Source organism: Bacillus sp. AR8-1 (genome assembly GCF_008042345.1).
GTDB classification, from domain to species: domain Bacteria; phylum Bacillota; class Bacilli; order Bacillales; family Bacillaceae_G; genus Bacillus_A; species Bacillus_A cereus.
Map to the genome: position 1 here is coordinate 51,678 of NZ_QNUB01000010.1, position 18,048 is coordinate 69,725.

The following is an 18,048-nucleotide window of genomic DNA, read 5'->3' on the forward strand; positions in this document are numbered from 1 at the left end:
TACATATGTAATATAACTACATATTTAAAACTGTTGGTATTCAATTCTAATAAATTGAATGTCAACAGTTTTAAAAGTCTCTATCCATTTTCACTTTCATTTGTTCGATATTTTGTAACATCATCATAGTGTTTAATATGGTAGGATGTCTATAAGTCAATTTCACTACAACTATGACTTGTTCTGTCCGTTTCTCAAAAAGAGTTATATTTATGCTACTACGCTTTAAAAATCCCCATTGTATGTATATGAATACTTCAAATTATTCCCTTTAGAAAACAGAGTCTAAATGGTTCATTACACTCTAATAGTTATAAAAACATAATATGTAACTTCAGTTAAATAAATTGTATAAAGAAGGTGTAAAAATGAAGAATAAAATAAATTTACAAATGCAAAATATAAGCTTTGTTATAATAATGGCTTTAGCAGTATGGTTAAAAACATATCTTATTACGCGATTCAGTTTTGATTTAAAAATCGAGTCTTCAACGCAAGAGCTTATTTTGTTTATTAGTCCTCTAGCCGCATCATTAGCATTTGTTGGATTAGCATTATTTTCAACTGGTGAAAAGCGAAATTATATAGCGCTATGTATTAATTTCTTATTAACAATCGTACTCGTTGGAAATGTAATGTTCTATGATTTTTATAGTGATTTCGTTACATTACCAGTACTTGGACAAACCTCAAACTTTGGACAATTAGGCGGCAGTATTATAGAAATATTAAACTACAAAATTATACTCGCATTCGTAGACATTGTTTTCTTCTTTATTTTATTAAAAAAGAAATCATTGGTCTTTAAAACCGAACGTGTAACTCATTCTACACGCTTGTTATACTTTCTTTTAACAATTGGTGTATTCTTTGCGAATCTACATCTTGCAGAAAAAGAGCGCCCTGAATTATTAACGAGATCATTCGACCGAGTAATGCTTGTCAAAAATTTAGGCCTATATACTCACCAAGTATATGACTTAACACTGCAAGTAAAAGCCGGTTCACAAAAAGCGCTTGCTGATAGTAGTAAATTACAAGAAACTGAAAACTACGTAAAAGCAAACCAAAGCGAGCCAAACCCTAATATGTTTGGTGCAGCGAAAGGAAAAAATGTAATTGTCGTCACTCTTGAATCCTTGCAAACCTTCTTAATAGGCGCATCAGTCAATGGGCAAGAAGTTACACCATTCCTAAATGAATTCATAAATGAAAGTTATTACTTTGATAACTTTTTCCATCAAACTGGTCAAGGGAAAACATCCGATTCTGAATTTCTAATCGATACGTCGTTGTATCCATTAAATCGAGGGGCTGTATTCTTCACACACGGTAACAATGATTATACTGCAACTCCAGAAATTTTACGTCAGCAAGGTTATTTCACTTCTGTATTCCATGCGAATAACGCAACATTTTGGAATCGTAATATTATGTACTCTGCTCTTGGTTATGATCGTTACTATAATGAGCTTGATTACAAAATTACACCAGAAACAAATTTAAATTGGGGATTAAAAGATATCGAATACTTTGATCAATCAGTAGATATATTAAAAACTGTTAATCAACCATTCTATGCTCGTTTCCTTACTTTAACAAACCATTATCCATTTACGTATGATGAAGATACAAAATTCATTGAACCATACAACTCTGGTAATGGCGTATTTGATCGTTACATCGTAACAGCACGTTACTTAGACGAATCAATTAAAAAATTTATTGAACGTCTAAAGGCCGAGGGGCTTTACGATGATTCTATTATTGTGTTATACGGTGATCATTATGGTATTTCCGAAAAACATAATCGTGCAATGGCACAGTTTTTAGAAAAAGATCAAATAACAGAATTTGATACTTTAAATTTACAACGTACACCTTTATATATTCATATTCCTGGACAAACAGAAGGTCAAACTATTTCAAAGCCTACTGGACAAATCGATATGAAACCTACTATTCTAAATTTATTAGGTGTTGATTCTACGAATGATATTCGTTTTGGCCATGATATGTTTTCAGATGAATATACTGGCTTTGTTGTTTTACGTGATGGTAGCTTCATTACAGATAAGTATGCATACAAAAACAACACTTTCTACGACCGTATAACAGGTGAAATTGTAGATTTACCAAAAAAAGAAGCTCAAGCCCTCATTAAACGTGCCCAAAATGAATTACGAATGTCTGACAAAATTATTGAAGGCGATTTATTACGCTTCTCAGAAAGCAATAAAATTAAAACTGGCGAAGTACAAACTAAAATTAAAGAAACAGAAAAATAATCTATATATGAAAAAGGGAGCAACTTATTACAGTTGCTCCCTTTTACTTTTATTCTACGCTTGTTTCTAAAGCTACATCCGTATAGGTATTATCATTACCTATATTTAAAATTACTTCACATTGACGCAATCTCAATTCAAAGAGCATGATAGAATCATGATAGATTTCAGGATTTGATTTCATCTTATGTAATATCTCTTGTTTTTCTTGTATTTCTAAATGCGTGTTTTCTACAGCTTGCTTTAAGGAGTTAAATGGATTCCTAAAGAATATATTAATATCTCGCTCTTGTGTGTTTTCAAACAGCTCAAATTGCAAGAAAAATTTCTTCATAATAGAAGCCGTTACCTCAGTATAATCTTCATTTTCTACATACTGTTTGTATTTGTTATATAGCATAGATTTATTTTTAGGAAGAACTCCAAATAATTTACCGGCACTTTTCAGTAAAAATTGTGCTGGCGTAAATCGACGTAAAATATTTACTTCATCCATTTGTATTCTAGTCGTCATCCTGTCAGTATCTCTGCGCCAGTCATCAAGCACTTTAAAGTCACATTCTAACTGTATTCTATTTTCTCCAAATAGTGAATTAAGCCCTTCACTAAGTTCTTCTAAATACGTTTGGCTTTGAAGAAGCTCATTATTAGAAGTTGCAATCCAATTTTGCATAGAAAGAGCAAGATTAGGTAGTACAGTTTGTTCTAAATATTTATGCACTCTTTCATTCATTGCTTTATTTAGTTCCGTATCCATGTGCCCGAAATCACTTTCTTCACTAATTATATTAGAACAACTCTTTAATATCTTCGGGATATTTTCAGTAAGATCATTCGTAATTTCAGTCTTCATTGAACGATATGATTGTGTAATGAAATGAATTTTTTCCCTCTCAAATGCAGTAAGGTTATTAATGCTACCGTTTAGTTTCACTAGCATATCTTCATTCCAATTAATAGCATCCACTAGATTGTTTTCTTTCTCAACACGTTTATCCAAAAGATATGTAATTGTTTTTCGAATGAAATATAATAACTTTTCAGTACGTTCTGCATCGATATGTTTATGATTAAAGTTAAAATGAATAAACTCAGTTAAATCATTTAATTGTTGACTACTTGTATATAACGAAGAATAAGGGAAAATTCTCGCATGTGGGAAATATGTGTTTATTCTCGCTGCCGTATCATGTAATACCCTTTTTACTTCTGCTTCACTGTAAATGTTATCGATTTTATTTAATAAGAAATGAATTTGTAAATTTGGCGTATGTTCTTGAATACTTAATAGAATGTCACGTTCTTTATCAGTAAAAGGTGAATCCGCATTCAATACGAATAGTAATTCGTCTACAGAATTTAAATATTCGAATATCTCATCTCTAGTGTCGTTATTCCTATTAAAGCCAGGTGTCACTACAAATGTAAGTTTATTTTCATTTAAAAATCTGCATGGTAATTTAAATTCAACACACGCTCTATCTCTATATGTTTGATGGTGCTGAGACATCATATTATGGTAATCAGAGACATCTTCCGTTGTTGTAATTGCTGAGTCTGTTATGGCGTTTATTTCTATATGAGCATCATTTTTTAAAACTACTACATTTGAAATTGATTTTTCTAATATATTTTCTCCTAATATAGAGTTAATAAATGTAGTTTTTCCGTTTCCTGAAGTTCCCGTTACTAAAATACGATTTGTTCTTAAATCTGCGAGCTCGTCAACTAGCCATTTAAATCGGTGACCTATTTCTATATTGTGCTTTTGTGCCCATTGTGTAATAGATTCAAAAAGATGTAAGCTGTACTCTAAGCCATTTACATGATTAATAGAATGTGACAGTAAATTTTCCGCATGTTCTATATTTGCTGAATCTATTTTGGAAGGGAAAATCTCATCCCATGCCAATACAGCTGCAGATGGAAATACAGCATAAGATGGATTGACTACCTTTAACCAATTTGCTAACAGATTTGGTATGATATCGTTTAATTGTCTAAGCGTATATTGACCTTGAATTAATGCAAAGTACGTTTCTTCGTAAAGAGCAGAAACTTTGTTCCATATATCGGACGAATGTATTTCAATATGTAAGAAAAATTCATTTATTGTATTAAGCCATAATAAATAATTTTGTTCATCTTTATAACTGTTCCAAAGTGATGAAACCATTTGTGTAAATTGTACTTGATCTACATTATTTAATGTAGCTAATGCATCATAAAAATAGTCTGGTGAAATATGTTTAGTAAACCCTTTATCGATATATCCTTTTAACACCTCAAACCACGGATACGATTCTATTCGAATTAACTCATTCACAGCAAGCTCTACTGCACTATCAAAATCTTGCTGTTCCTCATAAAAGGAACGGGCAATTTTTGTGACATTCGGATAATCAGGATTTAAAGAAACTGCTTCTTTAATAACACCGAAAGCTGAGTCAAAATTATTTTGCTCAATGTAAAGAGAAAGTAATTGTAATCTAATTTCGGTCATCAATATTTTATTATCAGTAGTAACGGAAGTATAAATATTTTCAGCAAATGATAATTGATTAAGTTCGAAATAAGCATCCGCAATATTTTTTTGTGCCCATGGTGCTAATTCATTACTAACCTTCTCCCATTTAAAAATAGCTGCTTCAAAATCTTGATGACGATAATAAAATTCACCTTGTGCAAAACGAATATAAGACCCATCAGAAATCTGATTTTTTTCTTCGTTTACATAAGCTTGTCCAAGTACGTCAAGAGTTGGTTTTGTTTCATTTTCCATTAGGAATGTTTCATAATACACCTTTTTTATTAATTGTTTTTCTAATCTCATCTTTTCCCCCACTATATCTTGAAAATACATTTTTAAGATATGTCAATACTTTTTGTATGTATGCTTTTTATCTTAACAAAGAATATCTTTTGGAAAATTTCATTTTCCTTTCATTTTTCAAGTTAGATTGAATTTTTATGAGAAAAGTTTCAGTTTTTTTTCAATTTCCTTTCAGTTATGAAACAGCATTAAATGTTCCTAATAACCTAATAACACTATAATATCCCACATTATATTATCAGGAAAACCCCATATAAACCATATTATAAAAACAATCTATATTGAATTTATATGCATAATTCACTGTGCTGTCAAACAAAAAAACAACAATAGGAGCTAACAGCTATCCTTACCATTTCTTCTCAAATTGTTTTCCTTTAAAATGTTTCAGTGGTTATGTAATTAAATTCCATTAACCTATATAAATAACTAGTCCAAAAAAAATCTATATGCATATCATGTTATAGTAAAGAATTTAGGAGATCCTAAAAGGAGGCATTTTCATGTTTGAAGATAAATCTAAAATAAATTACCCATATGAATTTACTGAAACTACAACAGTTCCTCTAAAGAACCCCATTGATAAAAAATTCAAGAACGGGACAGGTACACATAACTTTCCAATTAAGAAGCACTATAAAGAGCAAGTTCTATACACTGAAAAAATCAATAATAATAAAAATAAATAATTGTATAGATCCTTATAACAATTAGCCAAATAAGAAGCAACATTTGGCCATGCATAGTTATTTGGTTAGTAATGTAGAAACCTTTATTATACAATTCATGCACCTTTTAAAAAGTGCTGTATACAGCGCTTTTTTATACATAGATAAATTTAAGCTAACGCAACCAAGAAATAAACTGCAAAATTACTCCACCTTATTTTCGTTTAACAATTAAATCTACATATTAAAAGGGAGCAACAGTAAATGTTGCTCCCTTTTGAAATGTAATTTTATTCACCCTACATAACCCTCTTAAACATCTTCTCCAACTCATAAGTAGAATGATGCACAAGAATTGGTCTTCCGTGCGGGCATGTGTACGGGTTTGTTGTTGTACGTAGTTCTTCCAGTAAAGCAAATATTTGATCGTTCGTTAAATATTGATTCGCTTTAATGGATGCTTTACAGCTCATCATGATGGCTGCTTCTTCACGTAACTTTTTAATATCAACTTTTTTTAGTTTAACGACTTGCTCCATCATTTCATCGATAATTTCTGTTTCTTGTCCTTTCGGGAACCACGTTGGATGTGAGCGGACGATAAAGGATTGATGGCCGAATTGTTCTAAAAATAGCCCGACTTTTTTTAGTTCTTCTAACTGTTCTTCGACACGTAAAAATTCAGTAAGAGATAGATCAATACGGTACGGTACAAGTAACTCTTGTACTTCTTGCGCTACTCTTCCTACTTTATCACGGAAGTATTCATAATTAATACGTTCCTGCGCGGCATGCTGGTCAATCATATATAAGCCTTTATCATTTTGAGCGAAAATATATGTTCCGTGCATTTGTCCAATTGGATAAAGCGGTGGTAAGTCATTCCCATTCATTTCAATCTCTTTTATTTCCCGAACTTCTTCTTCTAATTCCTCTAGTTCAAAGTCCTCTTCATTACTGTCCCACGATTTCTCTTCTCGAATTGGTTCTTCAATTATCGGTCTAGTAGATGGCTGCCAACTTTGTTCTTCTCTTATGAGCGACTGTGGTGGTTGCCATTCTTGTTTCGGCGGTTGCCACAGTTGTGCTGGCTGTTTCACAGGCAGCGGTTCTTCTTGTTTTTCATCCATGCCAGTTGGTAAAACGATGTCCGGCATGGATGGTTCTTTCGGCTTCGCATGCTCAAACTGGAACTGTTCTTGCACACTTTCGTCTTTTTCTTTTTTCTTCGTTGTTACGCCTGCATCTGGAATGAGCTGTATTTTTTTAAATGCAGCTTGCAATGTTTCTTCGATAAGCTTTAGCAATTCTTGTTCTTTACTAAAACGAACCTCTAATTTCGCTGGATGTACGTTAACGTCAACTAGCATTGGATCCATTTCAATCGATAAGAAGCCAATTGGATATCGGCCGACTGGCAGTAATGTATGGTATCCTTGCTGAATTGCTTTCATTAGTACAAAGTTTCGAACGTAACGACCATTTACGATCGTTGACATATAATTACGAGATGCTCTCGTTACTTCTGGTAATGTTACATAGCCTTTAATTGTAAAGTCTAAAGATTCCGCTTCAATTGGAACAAGCTTCTTCGCAACTTGAATACTGTAAATCGATGCAAGTACTTGTCTTACATCACCGTTACCTGATGTATGAAGCAATTTCTTTTCATTATGAAACAGTTTTAACGATACTTCTGGATGTGACATTGCAATACGATACACGATATCTGTAATATTCCCGAGCTCCGTATGAATGGTTTTCATATATTTAAGACGCGCTGGTGTATTAAAGAATAAGTTTTGTACTGTAATATCTGTTCCTTTTCGGCTCGCAGTTTTCTCTTGCTTTATAATGTCTCCACCTTTAATGATGAGGTGTGTACCAGGCGCATCACCTGTGCTAGTAATTAATTCTAATTCACTAACAGAGGCAATACTCGGCAATGCCTCACCGCGGAAACCGAGTGTTCTTATACGAAACAGATCGTTTTCATCTTTAATTTTACTCGTCGCATGGCGTTCAAAAGCGACGATACAATCTTCTTCTGCAATACCATCACCGTTATCAATGATACGAATTTTCGATAACCCAGCTTCTTCTAAGTGGATTTCAATAGATGTACTATTCGCATCGATAGAATTTTCCACAAGTTCTTTTACGACTGAGGCAGGGCGCTCTACTACTTCCCCTGCCGCAATTAAATTAGAGAGTTGGTCATCGAGTTTGCGAATTTTCCCCATCTACTTACTCATCCTTTCTTTAACTTCTTCTGTAAGCGATACAATTCGTTCATCGCTTCTAAAGGTGTCATATCAAGTAAATCGATTTTTTTAATTTGCGCAAGTACTGCGCTTTCTTTTTGATCAAGCACAGGCTTGTCTTGTTTTTTTGAAGATTGGTCTCCTCCAAAGAAAGATAGTTGTGACTCTTCTTCAGTCTCTTCTTTCTTTTCTTCTATTTCTGCCGGTTCTTCTTTTACAACTACAGGTTCTGGAACAACTTCTTGTACCTTTACTTCTACACGCTTTGGAATAATAATTTCTTCCTGTCCTTCTAGTTGTGCTAACACTTCTTTCGCGCGGGCAATTAAGCTATCTGGAAGCTCGGCAAGTTGCGCAACGTGAATTCCGTAACTTTTATCAGCTGCTCCATCTTGAATTTTATGAAGGAATACTACTTTTCCATTCTCTTCAATTGCTGAAACGTGTACATTTTTCAGTTGATTTAAACTCTCTTCTAACACAGTCAATTCGTGATAATGCGTAGAGAATAACGTTTTTGCACCAATTTGGTCATGAATATGTTCAATGATTGCTTGTGCAAGTGCCATGCCATCATACGTAGATGTACCGCGTCCAATTTCATCGAATAAAATTAAACTTCTTTCTGATGCATTTGCAATTGCATTTTTCGCTTCTAACATTTCGACCATAAATGTACTTTGACCTGAAATTAAATCATCTGCTGCACCAATTCTCGTAAAGATTTGGTCAAATACAGGTAATACTGCTTCTGTTGCTGGTACGAAACAACCAATTTGTGACATAACCGTTACAAGTGCTAACTGTCTCATATACGTACTTTTACCAGACATGTTCGGTCCTGTAATTAAAAAGACATCCATCTCCTCTGGCATAATACAATCATTCGGTACATACAATTTCCCGTTCAATACTTTTTCAACGACAGGATGACGACCATCTTTAATAAAGATTTCACGCTTCGTTGTTAGTACAGGTTTTACAAACTGTTCTTCTTCACTAACTGTCGCAAAACTTTGCAGTACGTCTAATTCACTAATTACTTTCGCTAAATGTTGTAATTTCGGAATAAATACTTTTACTTCTTCACGAAGCGCTGTAAATAAATCGTATTCTAGTTGTACAATTTTTTCTTCTGCTTCTAAAATTAACGTTTCTTTTTCTTTCAGTTCATCTGTAATGAAACGTTCAGCATTAGCAAGCGTTTGTTTTCGTTCGTAGCGGCCTTCTGGAAGTGCTGCAAGATTCGCCTTCGTCACTTCAATGTAGTAGCCGAAAATACGGTTGTACCCGATTTTTAACGATTTAACTCCTGTAATATCACGCTCTCGTTTTTCAAGCTCAGCGATCCACGTTTTTCCGTTTTTACTAACGTAACGATATTGATCAAGCTTGTCATTATAACCGTCTTTAATAATATCTCCATCTTTAATAGAAAGCGGTGGGTTTTCTTGAATACTTCTTCCTAGTAATTCAGTTAAGCTCTCACATGGATCCGCTCCTTGAATTAACCTTGCTGCATAAGCATTATCTAACAAACTAATCGCTTCTAAAATAGCTGGCACTTGAAGTAAAGATCGTCTTAACTGTAATAAGTCCCTTGCATTGACATTACCAAATGCAACTTTTCCTGCTAAACGTTCTAAATCATATACTTCTTTTAATTTTTCTTTTAAATCTTCACGTAAGAAGTAATCATTTACAAATGTTTCAACCATTTCTAAACGCTCTTCAACTTTTTCTTTCTGAATAAGTGGACGTTCCATCCACTGTTTTAACATACGACCACCCATAGCTGTTTTTGTTTTATCCAATAGCCATAATAATGATCCTGTTTTTTCTTTCGTTCGAAGTGTTTCCGTCAGCTCTAAATTTCGCTTTGAATGCACATCAATTTTCATAAATTGATTCGTATAATAAATTTCTACAGGTTGTAAATGATCTAATGAACGTTTTTGCGTTCTTATCACATAGTTAAATAAGCGTCCAATTGCTTTAATTAACTTTGCTTGCGAAACATTTTTCACAAGATGTTCTAATCCTTCAGGAATTGCCGTTGCATCTTCATATGAAATTGTCATTTTTAACGTTTCAGTTAATTTATTTAATTCATCTTTAGAAAATGAAGAATCTACAACAATTTCTTTCGAACCAGTTGCATACACTTCCAATAAAATATCTTCTACTGAACCAGTCAATAACGTTACTGTATTTTGTCCAGTCGTTAAATCATTACAAGCTAAAGCATATGATCCATCTTCAAAATGTGTTAATGCGGCTAAGAAGTTGTTTTCTTTCTCATCAATTGTACGCCCTTCCATCATCGTTCCTGGCGTAATTAGTTGTACTACTTCACGGCGCACTACACCTTTAGCTGTTTTTGGATCTTCCACTTGCTCACAAACAGCAACTTTATATCCTTTTTCAACAAGTTGTTCAATATAATTTTTAGCTGCATGATGGGGTACACCGCACATCGGTATACGATCACTACTGCCACCATCTCGGCTCGTTAATGTAATCTCAAGCTCATGAGCTGCTTTAACGGCATCTTCAAAGAACATTTCATAAAAATCGCCTAATCGGAAAAATAAAAAGGCATCTTGATAGTCTGCCTTAACCTTTAAATATTGCTGTATCATAGGGGTATATTGCGTCATACTTTTCCTCCATAATTCTTACATAGTAATCAATTTTCATATATGTCACATTTCACGGACATCCATATCTCCTATTTCAGGAGTCTATCTTCATTATAACATATTTCATAAAGAATCATGTTCATTCAGCGCCACTTATGTAAAGTAAAAAGCTAGGAAGAACTTCTCCCTAGCTTTCTATTACTCTTCTTCTGCATCAACGATAAAGTTCGGATCTAATTCTTCAAATTCATCATCAGCAATTTGGAAATCATCATCTGATTCTACGCAGCCTTCAGGATTTACACTTACACAAATTTTCGTTTCTCCAACTACTTCTGTTACAAATTCACGTTCTACAGTTACAACAATTTTATTACCGTTTGGTGATACAAGCGCTTCTAAACAATTTGGTGGCTGAATAACACGAGCAATAATTTCTAAATCGTCACCAGAAAAGTTTTTATCACGATAACCAATGCTGACTTCGTCCGTGTAGTTCACGCGTTCTGTTACAACTTCAGTCTTTGTATTTCCATCAAATGAATACCAAGTGTTCACATCATAGAAACCTTCAATTTCCACATGCTTCCCATTCTTTCTTGCTTCGTACGAGTGGTTAATTACCCAGCACCCTAAAATACTTGTTGGTTCATTATTCGATTCACATGTATGCGTTGACTTTGTATACTTACGTCCTTTTCCAACCACTGCTTTTGTAATAATCTCTCTAAATTCGGACATTCGTAACCCTCCTCAATCACTATTCACTTAATCATATGCGTGACAATAGCGGAATGTGTCATTCTTTTTTTGAGAAGAACTTACGTTTAATCAACTAAAAAAAAGAGATGTCAATATGACATCTCTTTAACAACCACAATTTCCTTTTTTACTTTCTACCGCTGCGCCAGTTTCACCCTTTAGTACATCGCCACCAGTTGAAATTAATATTTCATCTGTTACGTTGTTAGAAATTGTACTAGCAACTAACTGTAATAAGTCATTTACATATGTTTGTGAAGATTTAAATTCTTGTACAACTGGAATACTGTCTAACTTATCTTGCAATGCATCAATTTCAGCTTCTACCTTTTTTAAAGCTTCCCATTTCCCGTAATGTTGCAAGTTTACTGCTTGTTTTTGCAGTGCTTTAATTTCATCGATTGCGCGCTTTACATTTTCATTTTTATGAATTTGCGCCTCTGCTTTCTTAAAAAAATCAACCTCTTCTGTTTCAGAAATCATTTTTGCTAATTCTTTCGCTTGTTCAACAATGTCATCTTTCGAATATACTTTCATCTATTATTTCACCTCAATCGGCTCTTCAACTAATTCCCCGTTAAGAGACCAAGTTTTTGCTTCCGTTACTTTTACTTTCACAAGCTGACCAATTAAAGATTTTGAAGCAACGAAGTTTACAAGTTTATTCGTACGAGTATAACCTGCAAGTACTTCTGGATTATTTTTACTTTCCCCATCAACTAACACTTCTACAATTTGACCTTTGTAACGACTATTCTTTTCAATTGCCAACGTATTTACTAGTGTATTTAAGCGTTGAAGACGTTCTTTCTTTACTTCCATCGGTACATTATCTTTCATTTTTGCAGCTGGTGTACCTTCGCGCGGAGAATAAATGAATGTAAAGGCAGTATCAAACCCTACTTCACGATATAACGACATCGTTTCTTCAAATTGCTCATCTGTTTCATTTGGGAAACCAACGATAATATCTGTTGTTAATACTGCATCTGGAATTGCTTCTTTAATTTTTCTTACAAGTTCTAAATAATGCTCACGCGAATATTTACGTGCCATAATTTTCAGCATATCCGTACTTCCAGATTGAACTGGTAAATGGATATGTTCTACTAGGTTGCCACCTTTGCCAAGCACTTCAATTAAGTGATCATCGAAATCACGTGGATGGCTCGTTGTAAAACGAATACGGGCAATATCAACTTTACGAAGTTCGTCCATTAAATCGCCAAGACCGTATTCTATATCTTCAAAATCTTTACCATATGCATTTACGTTTTGACCAAGTAACGTAATTTCTTTATAACCATTCGCAGCTAAGTGACGAATCTCTTGGATAATATCTTCTGGACGTCTACTTCGCTCTTTTCCGCGTGTATACGGTACAATACAATACGTACAGAATTTATCACAGCCATACATAATATTTACCCAAGCTTTAATATCACCACGGCGTACTTTCGGAAGGTTTTCAATTACGTCGCCTTCCTTTGACCAAACTTCAACTACCGTTTCCTTCGAGAACATCGCATCTTTTAGAATGTACGGTAATCTATGAATATTATGCGTTCCAAACACCATATCTACATGCTGATTTTTTTGCATAATTTTATTTACAACAGATTCTTCTTGAGACATACAACCACATACACCAATTAAAAGGTCCGGATTTCTTCGTTTTAGTGACTTTAAATGGCCTAGTTCACCAAACACTTTATTTTCAGCATTTTCACGAATGGCACAAGTGTTTAATAAAACTACATCTGCATCCTCAGTTGAAAAAGTTGGTTCATATCCAAGTGTTGTGAAAATACCTGCCATTACTTCCGTATCATGCTCATTCATTTGACAACCATATGTACGAATATAGAACTTTCGGCCTGTACCAAAATTGCGAAACTCTTCAGGTAAGCCAAAATCCCGTTCAATTTTAACTTCTTCTTTCCCGCGCTTTTTCGCATCCTTTAAGGAAGGTGGTTGATATACACTTTCAAAGTATTTACTATAATCTTTCTCTTCTTTTTTCGTAGAGGAATTTGCTTGTTGACTTGCTAATCGTTGTTGCTCGTTCATCGGTAATCTCCTTTCACCCTTAACTATACACACTCTATAGTCCATTTTAATGCGCTTAGACTCACCTCAAAAATGGTTAGATAGCTTGGAGATAACTTGTCCTTTGAAACTTGAGTAATCAATCTAATCATTCATAAGAATGAAGTCTTCCCCACGCAAATAGACATTCCCTTTTTATCATTTCTTGTTGTCCTACCCAAAAGCATATTGCTTTATCCCTATAAACATTACCATAGTATGACGTGTTTCGCCAATTTTAACAATTCAGAGGCCCTTTATTATCTTACATTTCATAAGCAATGAACTTGCCATTTTCATACAACGATTTACATATTATTTTACCATTCTGAATTTTCTAAGTAAATAAAACTACCCTATATTTTTTGCACATAAAAAAGGTTGCCAAATCGGCAACCTCCTCTTCTTACATTACATAAATTCAGCAACAAGCTCATCAAACATTTTCTGATCCATATTTAAATCAGATTTCACTAAAGGCTCTTCACTATAGCCTTTAACAAGTTCTTGATATGATGGTTGCTTAGTATTTTGATAAATTAAACCTGTTACTAAACCGTTATTTTCCATTAACGTTTGCATAGCCATCATGCGATTAGATGGATCATATCCCTCTACTGTGCTTAGTTTCGTTAAATTCTCTTTAAACCAATCGTAAGTATTTACTTTATTGTAAGTAACACATGGGCTAAATACGTTAATTAATGAAAATCCTTTATGGTTAATACCAGCTTCAATAATTTGTGTTAATTCTTTTAAATCACTCGAAAAGCTTTGCGCCACAAATGTCGCACCAGCTGTTAAAGCCATTTCCATTACATTTAGTGATGGTTCAATTGAACCTTGTGGTGTGCTTTTCGTTTTAAATCCAGCTTCACTACGTGGTGAAGTTTGCCCTTTTGTTAATCCGTAAATTTGGTTATCCATTACGATGTACGTAATGTCGATATTACGACGAATAGAATGGATTGTATGTCCCATACCAATCGCAAATCCATCACCGTCACCACCTGAAGCGATAACTGTTAAATCACGATTTGCCATTTTCACACCTTGTGCAATCGGAAGGGCACGACCATGAATACTATGCACACCATATGAATTAATATAACCTGAAATACGGCCTGAACAGCCGATACCAGAAATAACAGCAAGTTCATCTGGATTTAAGCCAACGTTAGCTGCTGCACGTTGAATTGCAGCTTGCACTGAGAAGTCTCCGCAACCTGGGCACCAGTTTGGCTTTACACTGTTACGAAAGTCCTTAAATGTTGCCATTTAATACAACCCCTTTTTTGCATTCGTTGTAAATCTCTTTCGGCAAGAATGGGTTTCCATCATATTTTAAAAGACTAGAAATTTTCTCACCATTACCAAGATTCATTTTCATAATGTTAGCAAGTTGACCTGTTGCATTGTTTTCTACTACTACAACACGCTTCGCCTTTTTCACAAGTGGATCGATTTCAGCTGTTGGGAACGGGTGAATTAAACGCACATGAGCATGGTTTACTTTCATACCCTCTTGTTCTAAACGCGTCATTGCCTCTTCGATCGCACCACGAGTTGAGTTAAATCCAACAAGCAATACATCTGCTTCTTCATGCTTAACATTTTTATAAACAGGGGTATTAAACTTCAAGTTCTCCATTTTACGGAAACGTTTGTCCATTTGATCTTTACGGTTTATTGCTGATTCCGATGGCTTTCCAGTTTCATCATGTTCTACACCTGTAACATGGTGAACACCATTTTTCATACCAGGTAAAACACGCGGCGAAACGCCGTCTTCAGTTACTTCATAACGCTTGAAGTATGCTTTATTTTCACGTTCTGGTAATTCTGCTTCTAAATCAAGCTTACCACGACGGATTTCCACTTTATCTAATTTAAGTGGTTCTACTGTTTGTTTTCCTAACGAAAGCTGTAAATCTGTTAAGAAAATAACAGGAACTTGATATTCTTCAGATAAGTTAAATGCTTCTACAATGTCATAGAAAGCTTCTTCAACTGTACTTGGCGCCATTACGATTTTTGGAATTTCACCATGCGTACCGTAAATCATCGCCATTAAGTCAGACTGTTCTTGTTTCGTTGGTAATCCCGTACTTGGACCACCACGTTGTGTATCAACAATTACTAATGGGGTTTCTGTAATACCTGCTAAACCGATTGCTTCCATCATTAATGACAGACCAGGACCAGCAGATGCAGTTAATGTACGAACACCAGCATAGTTTGCGCCGATTGCCATTGTACAAGCTGCAATTTCATCCTCAGTTTGGATTACTGTTCCGCCGACTTTCGGTAATTTTTTAATTAAGTATTCCATAATTTCTGATGCAGGTGTGATTGGGTATGCTGACATAAAACGAGCACCACCAGCTACCGCACCAAATGCGATTGCATCGTTTCCAATCATAAACATGCGTTTTTTACCATCAGCTTTTTCAAGCTGCATCATGTTTACTTTCTCACCTAGTAATTCTTTCATATATTGAGAGCCGCGTTTAATTGCGTCCATATTCTTTTGAACGACTTGCTCTCCTTTACGACCAAAGATTTCTTCAACAACATCTAAATAAGCTGTTTCGTCTAATCCTAATACTGCACTTGATGCTCCAACAGCAACCATGTTTTTCATTAATGATGTGCCTAATTCTGAAGCAATATCTGTAAACGGTATCACATATAGATTTACATCTGTATTGTCGGGTATTGTTGGATTAAATTTCGCATCCGCAACTACAATTCCACCTGGACGTAGTTCGTGGAAGTTAAAATCAATTGTTTCTTGGTCAAAAGCAATTAAAATATCTAAATCATCTGAGATCGCGCGTACTTCTGTTGTACTTACACGAATTTTATTATTTGTATGGCCGCCTTTTATACGTGATGAGAAGTGGCGGTAACCGTATAGGTAATATCCTAATCGGTTTAATGCAATACAGAAGATTTCTCCTGTACTTTCAATTCCTTCACCTTGTTGGCCTCCAACTTTCCATGAAAGTTGACTAATCATCTCCTACACCCCTTTTGGCTGCATTCATTGTAGTGTATTTTTTTACAGTAATAGTTTAGCATTTTTTATGCAAATAAACTACAACGGACGCAAATTATGCCTCTTCTGATTTCCCTGAATCTTTAGTATAAAGCTATTTTGTTTTTCATTCTAGTATTAGGTCTTAAAAAAAGCAATAAAATCAAATGAATTAATTTTAATTTTTCTGAATTTTAAACCGCAAACTTAAAAACTCATATGTTCAACAAAATTATCATATAAAAATCTTTCTACAGTAGATGCAGCATAGTATTTATAAAGCTCATTCATGACATTTTCATAATCTCCATAGGCAGATACATTGACAACCGTATCTACAATCCCATCAAAATCTGAACCAAACCCTATATTGTTTTCTCCACCTAGCGAGCAAATATATTCGATATGTTTTATGATATCAGTTATATTTGCTTGCCTTTCACTTGTTAGAAACTGCGGTACAAAAGTGACACCGATCATGCCATTTTTCTTTATAAGAGCTTTAAGTTGTTCATCGTTTAAATTACGTGGGTGCTCGCAAAGTTTCATACAATTTGAGTGGGAAGCAATAGGATTTTTTGCAATCTCTATAACATCCCAAAAACTTCTTTCATTTAGATGAGACACATCAGTCCATACATGTAGCGCATTCAGTTCTTGTACAACCTGTTTACCAAAATTCGTTAAACCCGCCCCACGTGTCTCTAGCGCACCATCAGCTAAGAGATTGGCATAATTCCATGTTAGTCCAAAAGAACGTACTCCTAGGCGATACAACAACCGTAATTTCATTGCTTCTTTTCCAATTGCTTCGCATCCTTCTAGTGTTAATATCGCTCCAACCTCGTCCTGTTTTAACATGTTAATATCATCTTTTGTCTGAATAAACTTTACACCTGGTAGGGATAAAATTTCATTATAAAAAATATCTACCATTTGTAATGCTGCTTCAAATCGGTTTTCATATGCCACTGTTTCTGGTACATATATAGCAAAACATTGTATACTTCCTTTTCTTCTCTTTAACTGTTCAAATGTAATATGTAATTGTGAATCATCGTTAAAATTCCTTTTCCCTTGTGCACTCCATAACTGAAGAAGCACGTCACAATGAGCATCAAAAATTTTCATTTTCAGTCCTCCATTATAAAAACAACCTGTTTGCATACTGCAAACAGGTTGTTTAAAACTTAACGAGGTTCTACAATTAATTTTATTGCTGTACGCTCTTCGCCATCAATCATAATATCTGTAAACGCTGGGATACAAATCAGGTCCAAACCACTAGGCGCTACAAATCCTCTTGCGATTGCTACTGCCTTTACCGCTTGGTTCAATGCACCTGCACCAATAGCTTGAATTTCTGCTGTTCCGCGTTCGCGAATAACACCTGCAAGTGCACCAGCTACAGAATTAGGGACCGACGTTGCTTTAACTTTTAATATTTCCATTCCGCGTTTCCT

General features: G+C 34.5%; 12 protein-coding genes. 2 read left to right on the forward strand and 10 right to left on the reverse strand.

Annotated elements, in window-relative coordinates:
• Positions 1 to 368 precede the first annotated feature (368 nt).
• Positions 369 to 2,288 carry an LTA synthase family protein gene (locus DN400_RS07205; RefSeq protein ID WP_000791039.1) on the forward strand — a complete coding sequence of 640 codons (1,920 nt, stop codon included), beginning with the start codon at positions 369 to 371 and terminating at the stop codon, positions 2,286 to 2,288.
• A gap of 49 nt (positions 2,289 to 2,337) precedes the next feature.
• Here the strand turns inward: DN400_RS07205 and DN400_RS07210 are convergent, their stop codons facing one another.
• The gene (locus DN400_RS07210) at positions 2,338 to 5,121 is read right to left on the reverse strand and encodes a dynamin family protein (protein ID WP_016512419.1); all 2,784 of its coding nucleotides are present in this window, start codon (positions 5,119 to 5,121) and stop codon (positions 2,338 to 2,340) included.
• A gap of 503 nt (positions 5,122 to 5,624) precedes the next feature.
• Between DN400_RS07210 and DN400_RS07215 the strand changes: the two genes are divergently transcribed.
• Positions 5,625 to 5,810 carry a hypothetical protein gene (locus DN400_RS07215; protein WP_000461138.1) on the forward strand — a complete coding sequence of 62 codons (186 nt, stop codon included), beginning with the start codon at positions 5,625 to 5,627 and terminating at the stop codon, positions 5,808 to 5,810.
• 278 nt (positions 5,811 to 6,088) lie between these two features.
• Here DN400_RS07215 and mutL read toward each other — a convergent pair whose 3' ends face one another.
• The 9 genes from mutL to spoVS form a co-directional block, all read right to left on the reverse strand.
• Positions 6,089 to 8,032, reverse strand: a complete 1,944-nt coding sequence (mutL, locus tag DN400_RS07220; protein WP_016080555.1) for a DNA mismatch repair endonuclease MutL — start codon at positions 8,030 to 8,032, stop codon at positions 6,089 to 6,091.
• Positions 8,033 to 8,040: 8 nt separating this feature from the next.
• Positions 8,041 to 10,713 (reverse strand): DNA mismatch repair protein MutS, encoded by a 2,673-nt coding sequence (mutS, locus tag DN400_RS07225; RefSeq protein ID WP_065229237.1) that lies wholly within the window; start codon positions 10,711 to 10,713, stop codon positions 8,041 to 8,043.
• A gap of 180 nt (positions 10,714 to 10,893) precedes the next feature.
• Complete coding sequence (gene cotE, locus DN400_RS07230; RefSeq protein WP_001288799.1) at positions 10,894 to 11,436, reverse strand: outer spore coat protein CotE; 543 nt, start codon at positions 11,434 to 11,436, stop codon at positions 10,894 to 10,896.
• Positions 11,437 to 11,562: 126 nt separating this feature from the next.
• Positions 11,563 to 11,994, reverse strand: a complete 432-nt coding sequence (locus tag DN400_RS07235; protein ID WP_000870460.1) for a YlbF/YmcA family competence regulator — start codon at positions 11,992 to 11,994, stop codon at positions 11,563 to 11,565.
• A 3-nt stretch (positions 11,995 to 11,997) separates the two neighbouring features.
• Positions 11,998 to 13,527 (reverse strand): tRNA (N6-isopentenyl adenosine(37)-C2)-methylthiotransferase MiaB, encoded by a 1,530-nt coding sequence (gene miaB / locus DN400_RS07240; RefSeq protein WP_001005391.1) that lies wholly within the window; start codon positions 13,525 to 13,527, stop codon positions 11,998 to 12,000.
• A 429-nt stretch (positions 13,528 to 13,956) separates the two neighbouring features.
• Positions 13,957 to 14,823, reverse strand: coding sequence for a 2-oxoacid:ferredoxin oxidoreductase subunit beta (locus tag DN400_RS07245; RefSeq protein ID WP_000190155.1), 867 nt, complete (start codon positions 14,821 to 14,823; stop codon positions 13,957 to 13,959).
• Positions 14,810 to 16,567, reverse strand: a complete 1,758-nt coding sequence (locus DN400_RS07250) for a 2-oxoacid:acceptor oxidoreductase subunit alpha (protein WP_000625417.1) — start codon at positions 16,565 to 16,567, stop codon at positions 14,810 to 14,812. Before DN400_RS07250 ends, DN400_RS07245 begins: the two co-directional genes overlap by 14 nt.
• 225 nt (positions 16,568 to 16,792) lie before the next feature.
• Positions 16,793 to 17,716 carry a dipeptidase gene (locus DN400_RS07255; RefSeq protein WP_000688047.1) on the reverse strand — a complete coding sequence of 308 codons (924 nt, stop codon included), beginning with the start codon at positions 17,714 to 17,716 and terminating at the stop codon, positions 16,793 to 16,795.
• A gap of 59 nt (positions 17,717 to 17,775) precedes the next feature.
• Complete coding sequence (spoVS, locus tag DN400_RS07260; RefSeq protein ID WP_000404341.1) at positions 17,776 to 18,036, reverse strand: stage V sporulation protein SpoVS; 261 nt, start codon at positions 18,034 to 18,036, stop codon at positions 17,776 to 17,778.
• Positions 18,037 to 18,048 lie beyond the last annotated feature (12 nt).

What these genes read in the sequence shown, in the direction of transcription:
- DN400_RS07205 (WP_000791039.1), top strand. Translation starts at nt 369, where the DNA reads ATGAAGAATAAAATAAATTTACAAATGCAAAATATAAGCTTTGTTATA.
- DN400_RS07210 (WP_016512419.1), bottom strand. Translation starts at nt 5,121, where the DNA reads ATGAGATTAGAAAAACAATTAATAAAAAAGGTGTATTATGAAACATTC.
- DN400_RS07215 (WP_000461138.1), top strand. Translation starts at nt 5,625, where the DNA reads ATGTTTGAAGATAAATCTAAAATAAATTACCCATATGAATTTACTGAA.
- mutL (WP_016080555.1), bottom strand. Translation starts at nt 8,032, where the DNA reads ATGGGGAAAATTCGCAAACTCGATGACCAACTCTCTAATTTAATTGCG.
- mutS (WP_065229237.1), bottom strand. Translation starts at nt 10,713, where the DNA reads ATGACGCAATATACCCCTATGATACAGCAATATTTAAAGGTTAAGGCA.
- cotE (WP_001288799.1), bottom strand. Translation starts at nt 11,436, where the DNA reads ATGTCCGAATTTAGAGAGATTATTACAAAAGCAGTGGTTGGAAAAGGA.
- DN400_RS07235 (WP_000870460.1), bottom strand. Translation starts at nt 11,994, where the DNA reads ATGAAAGTATATTCGAAAGATGACATTGTTGAACAAGCGAAAGAATTA.
- miaB (WP_001005391.1), bottom strand. Translation starts at nt 13,527, where the DNA reads ATGAACGAGCAACAACGATTAGCAAGTCAACAAGCAAATTCCTCTACG.
- DN400_RS07245 (WP_000190155.1), bottom strand. Translation starts at nt 14,823, where the DNA reads ATGGCAACATTTAAGGACTTTCGTAACAGTGTAAAGCCAAACTGGTGC.
- DN400_RS07250 (WP_000625417.1), bottom strand. Translation starts at nt 16,567, where the DNA reads ATGATTAGTCAACTTTCATGGAAAGTTGGAGGCCAACAAGGTGAAGGA.
- DN400_RS07255 (WP_000688047.1), bottom strand. Translation starts at nt 17,716, where the DNA reads ATGAAAATTTTTGATGCTCATTGTGACGTGCTTCTTCAGTTATGGAGT.
- spoVS (WP_000404341.1), bottom strand. Translation starts at nt 18,036, where the DNA reads ATGGAAATATTAAAAGTTAAAGCAACGTCGGTCCCTAATTCTGTAGCT.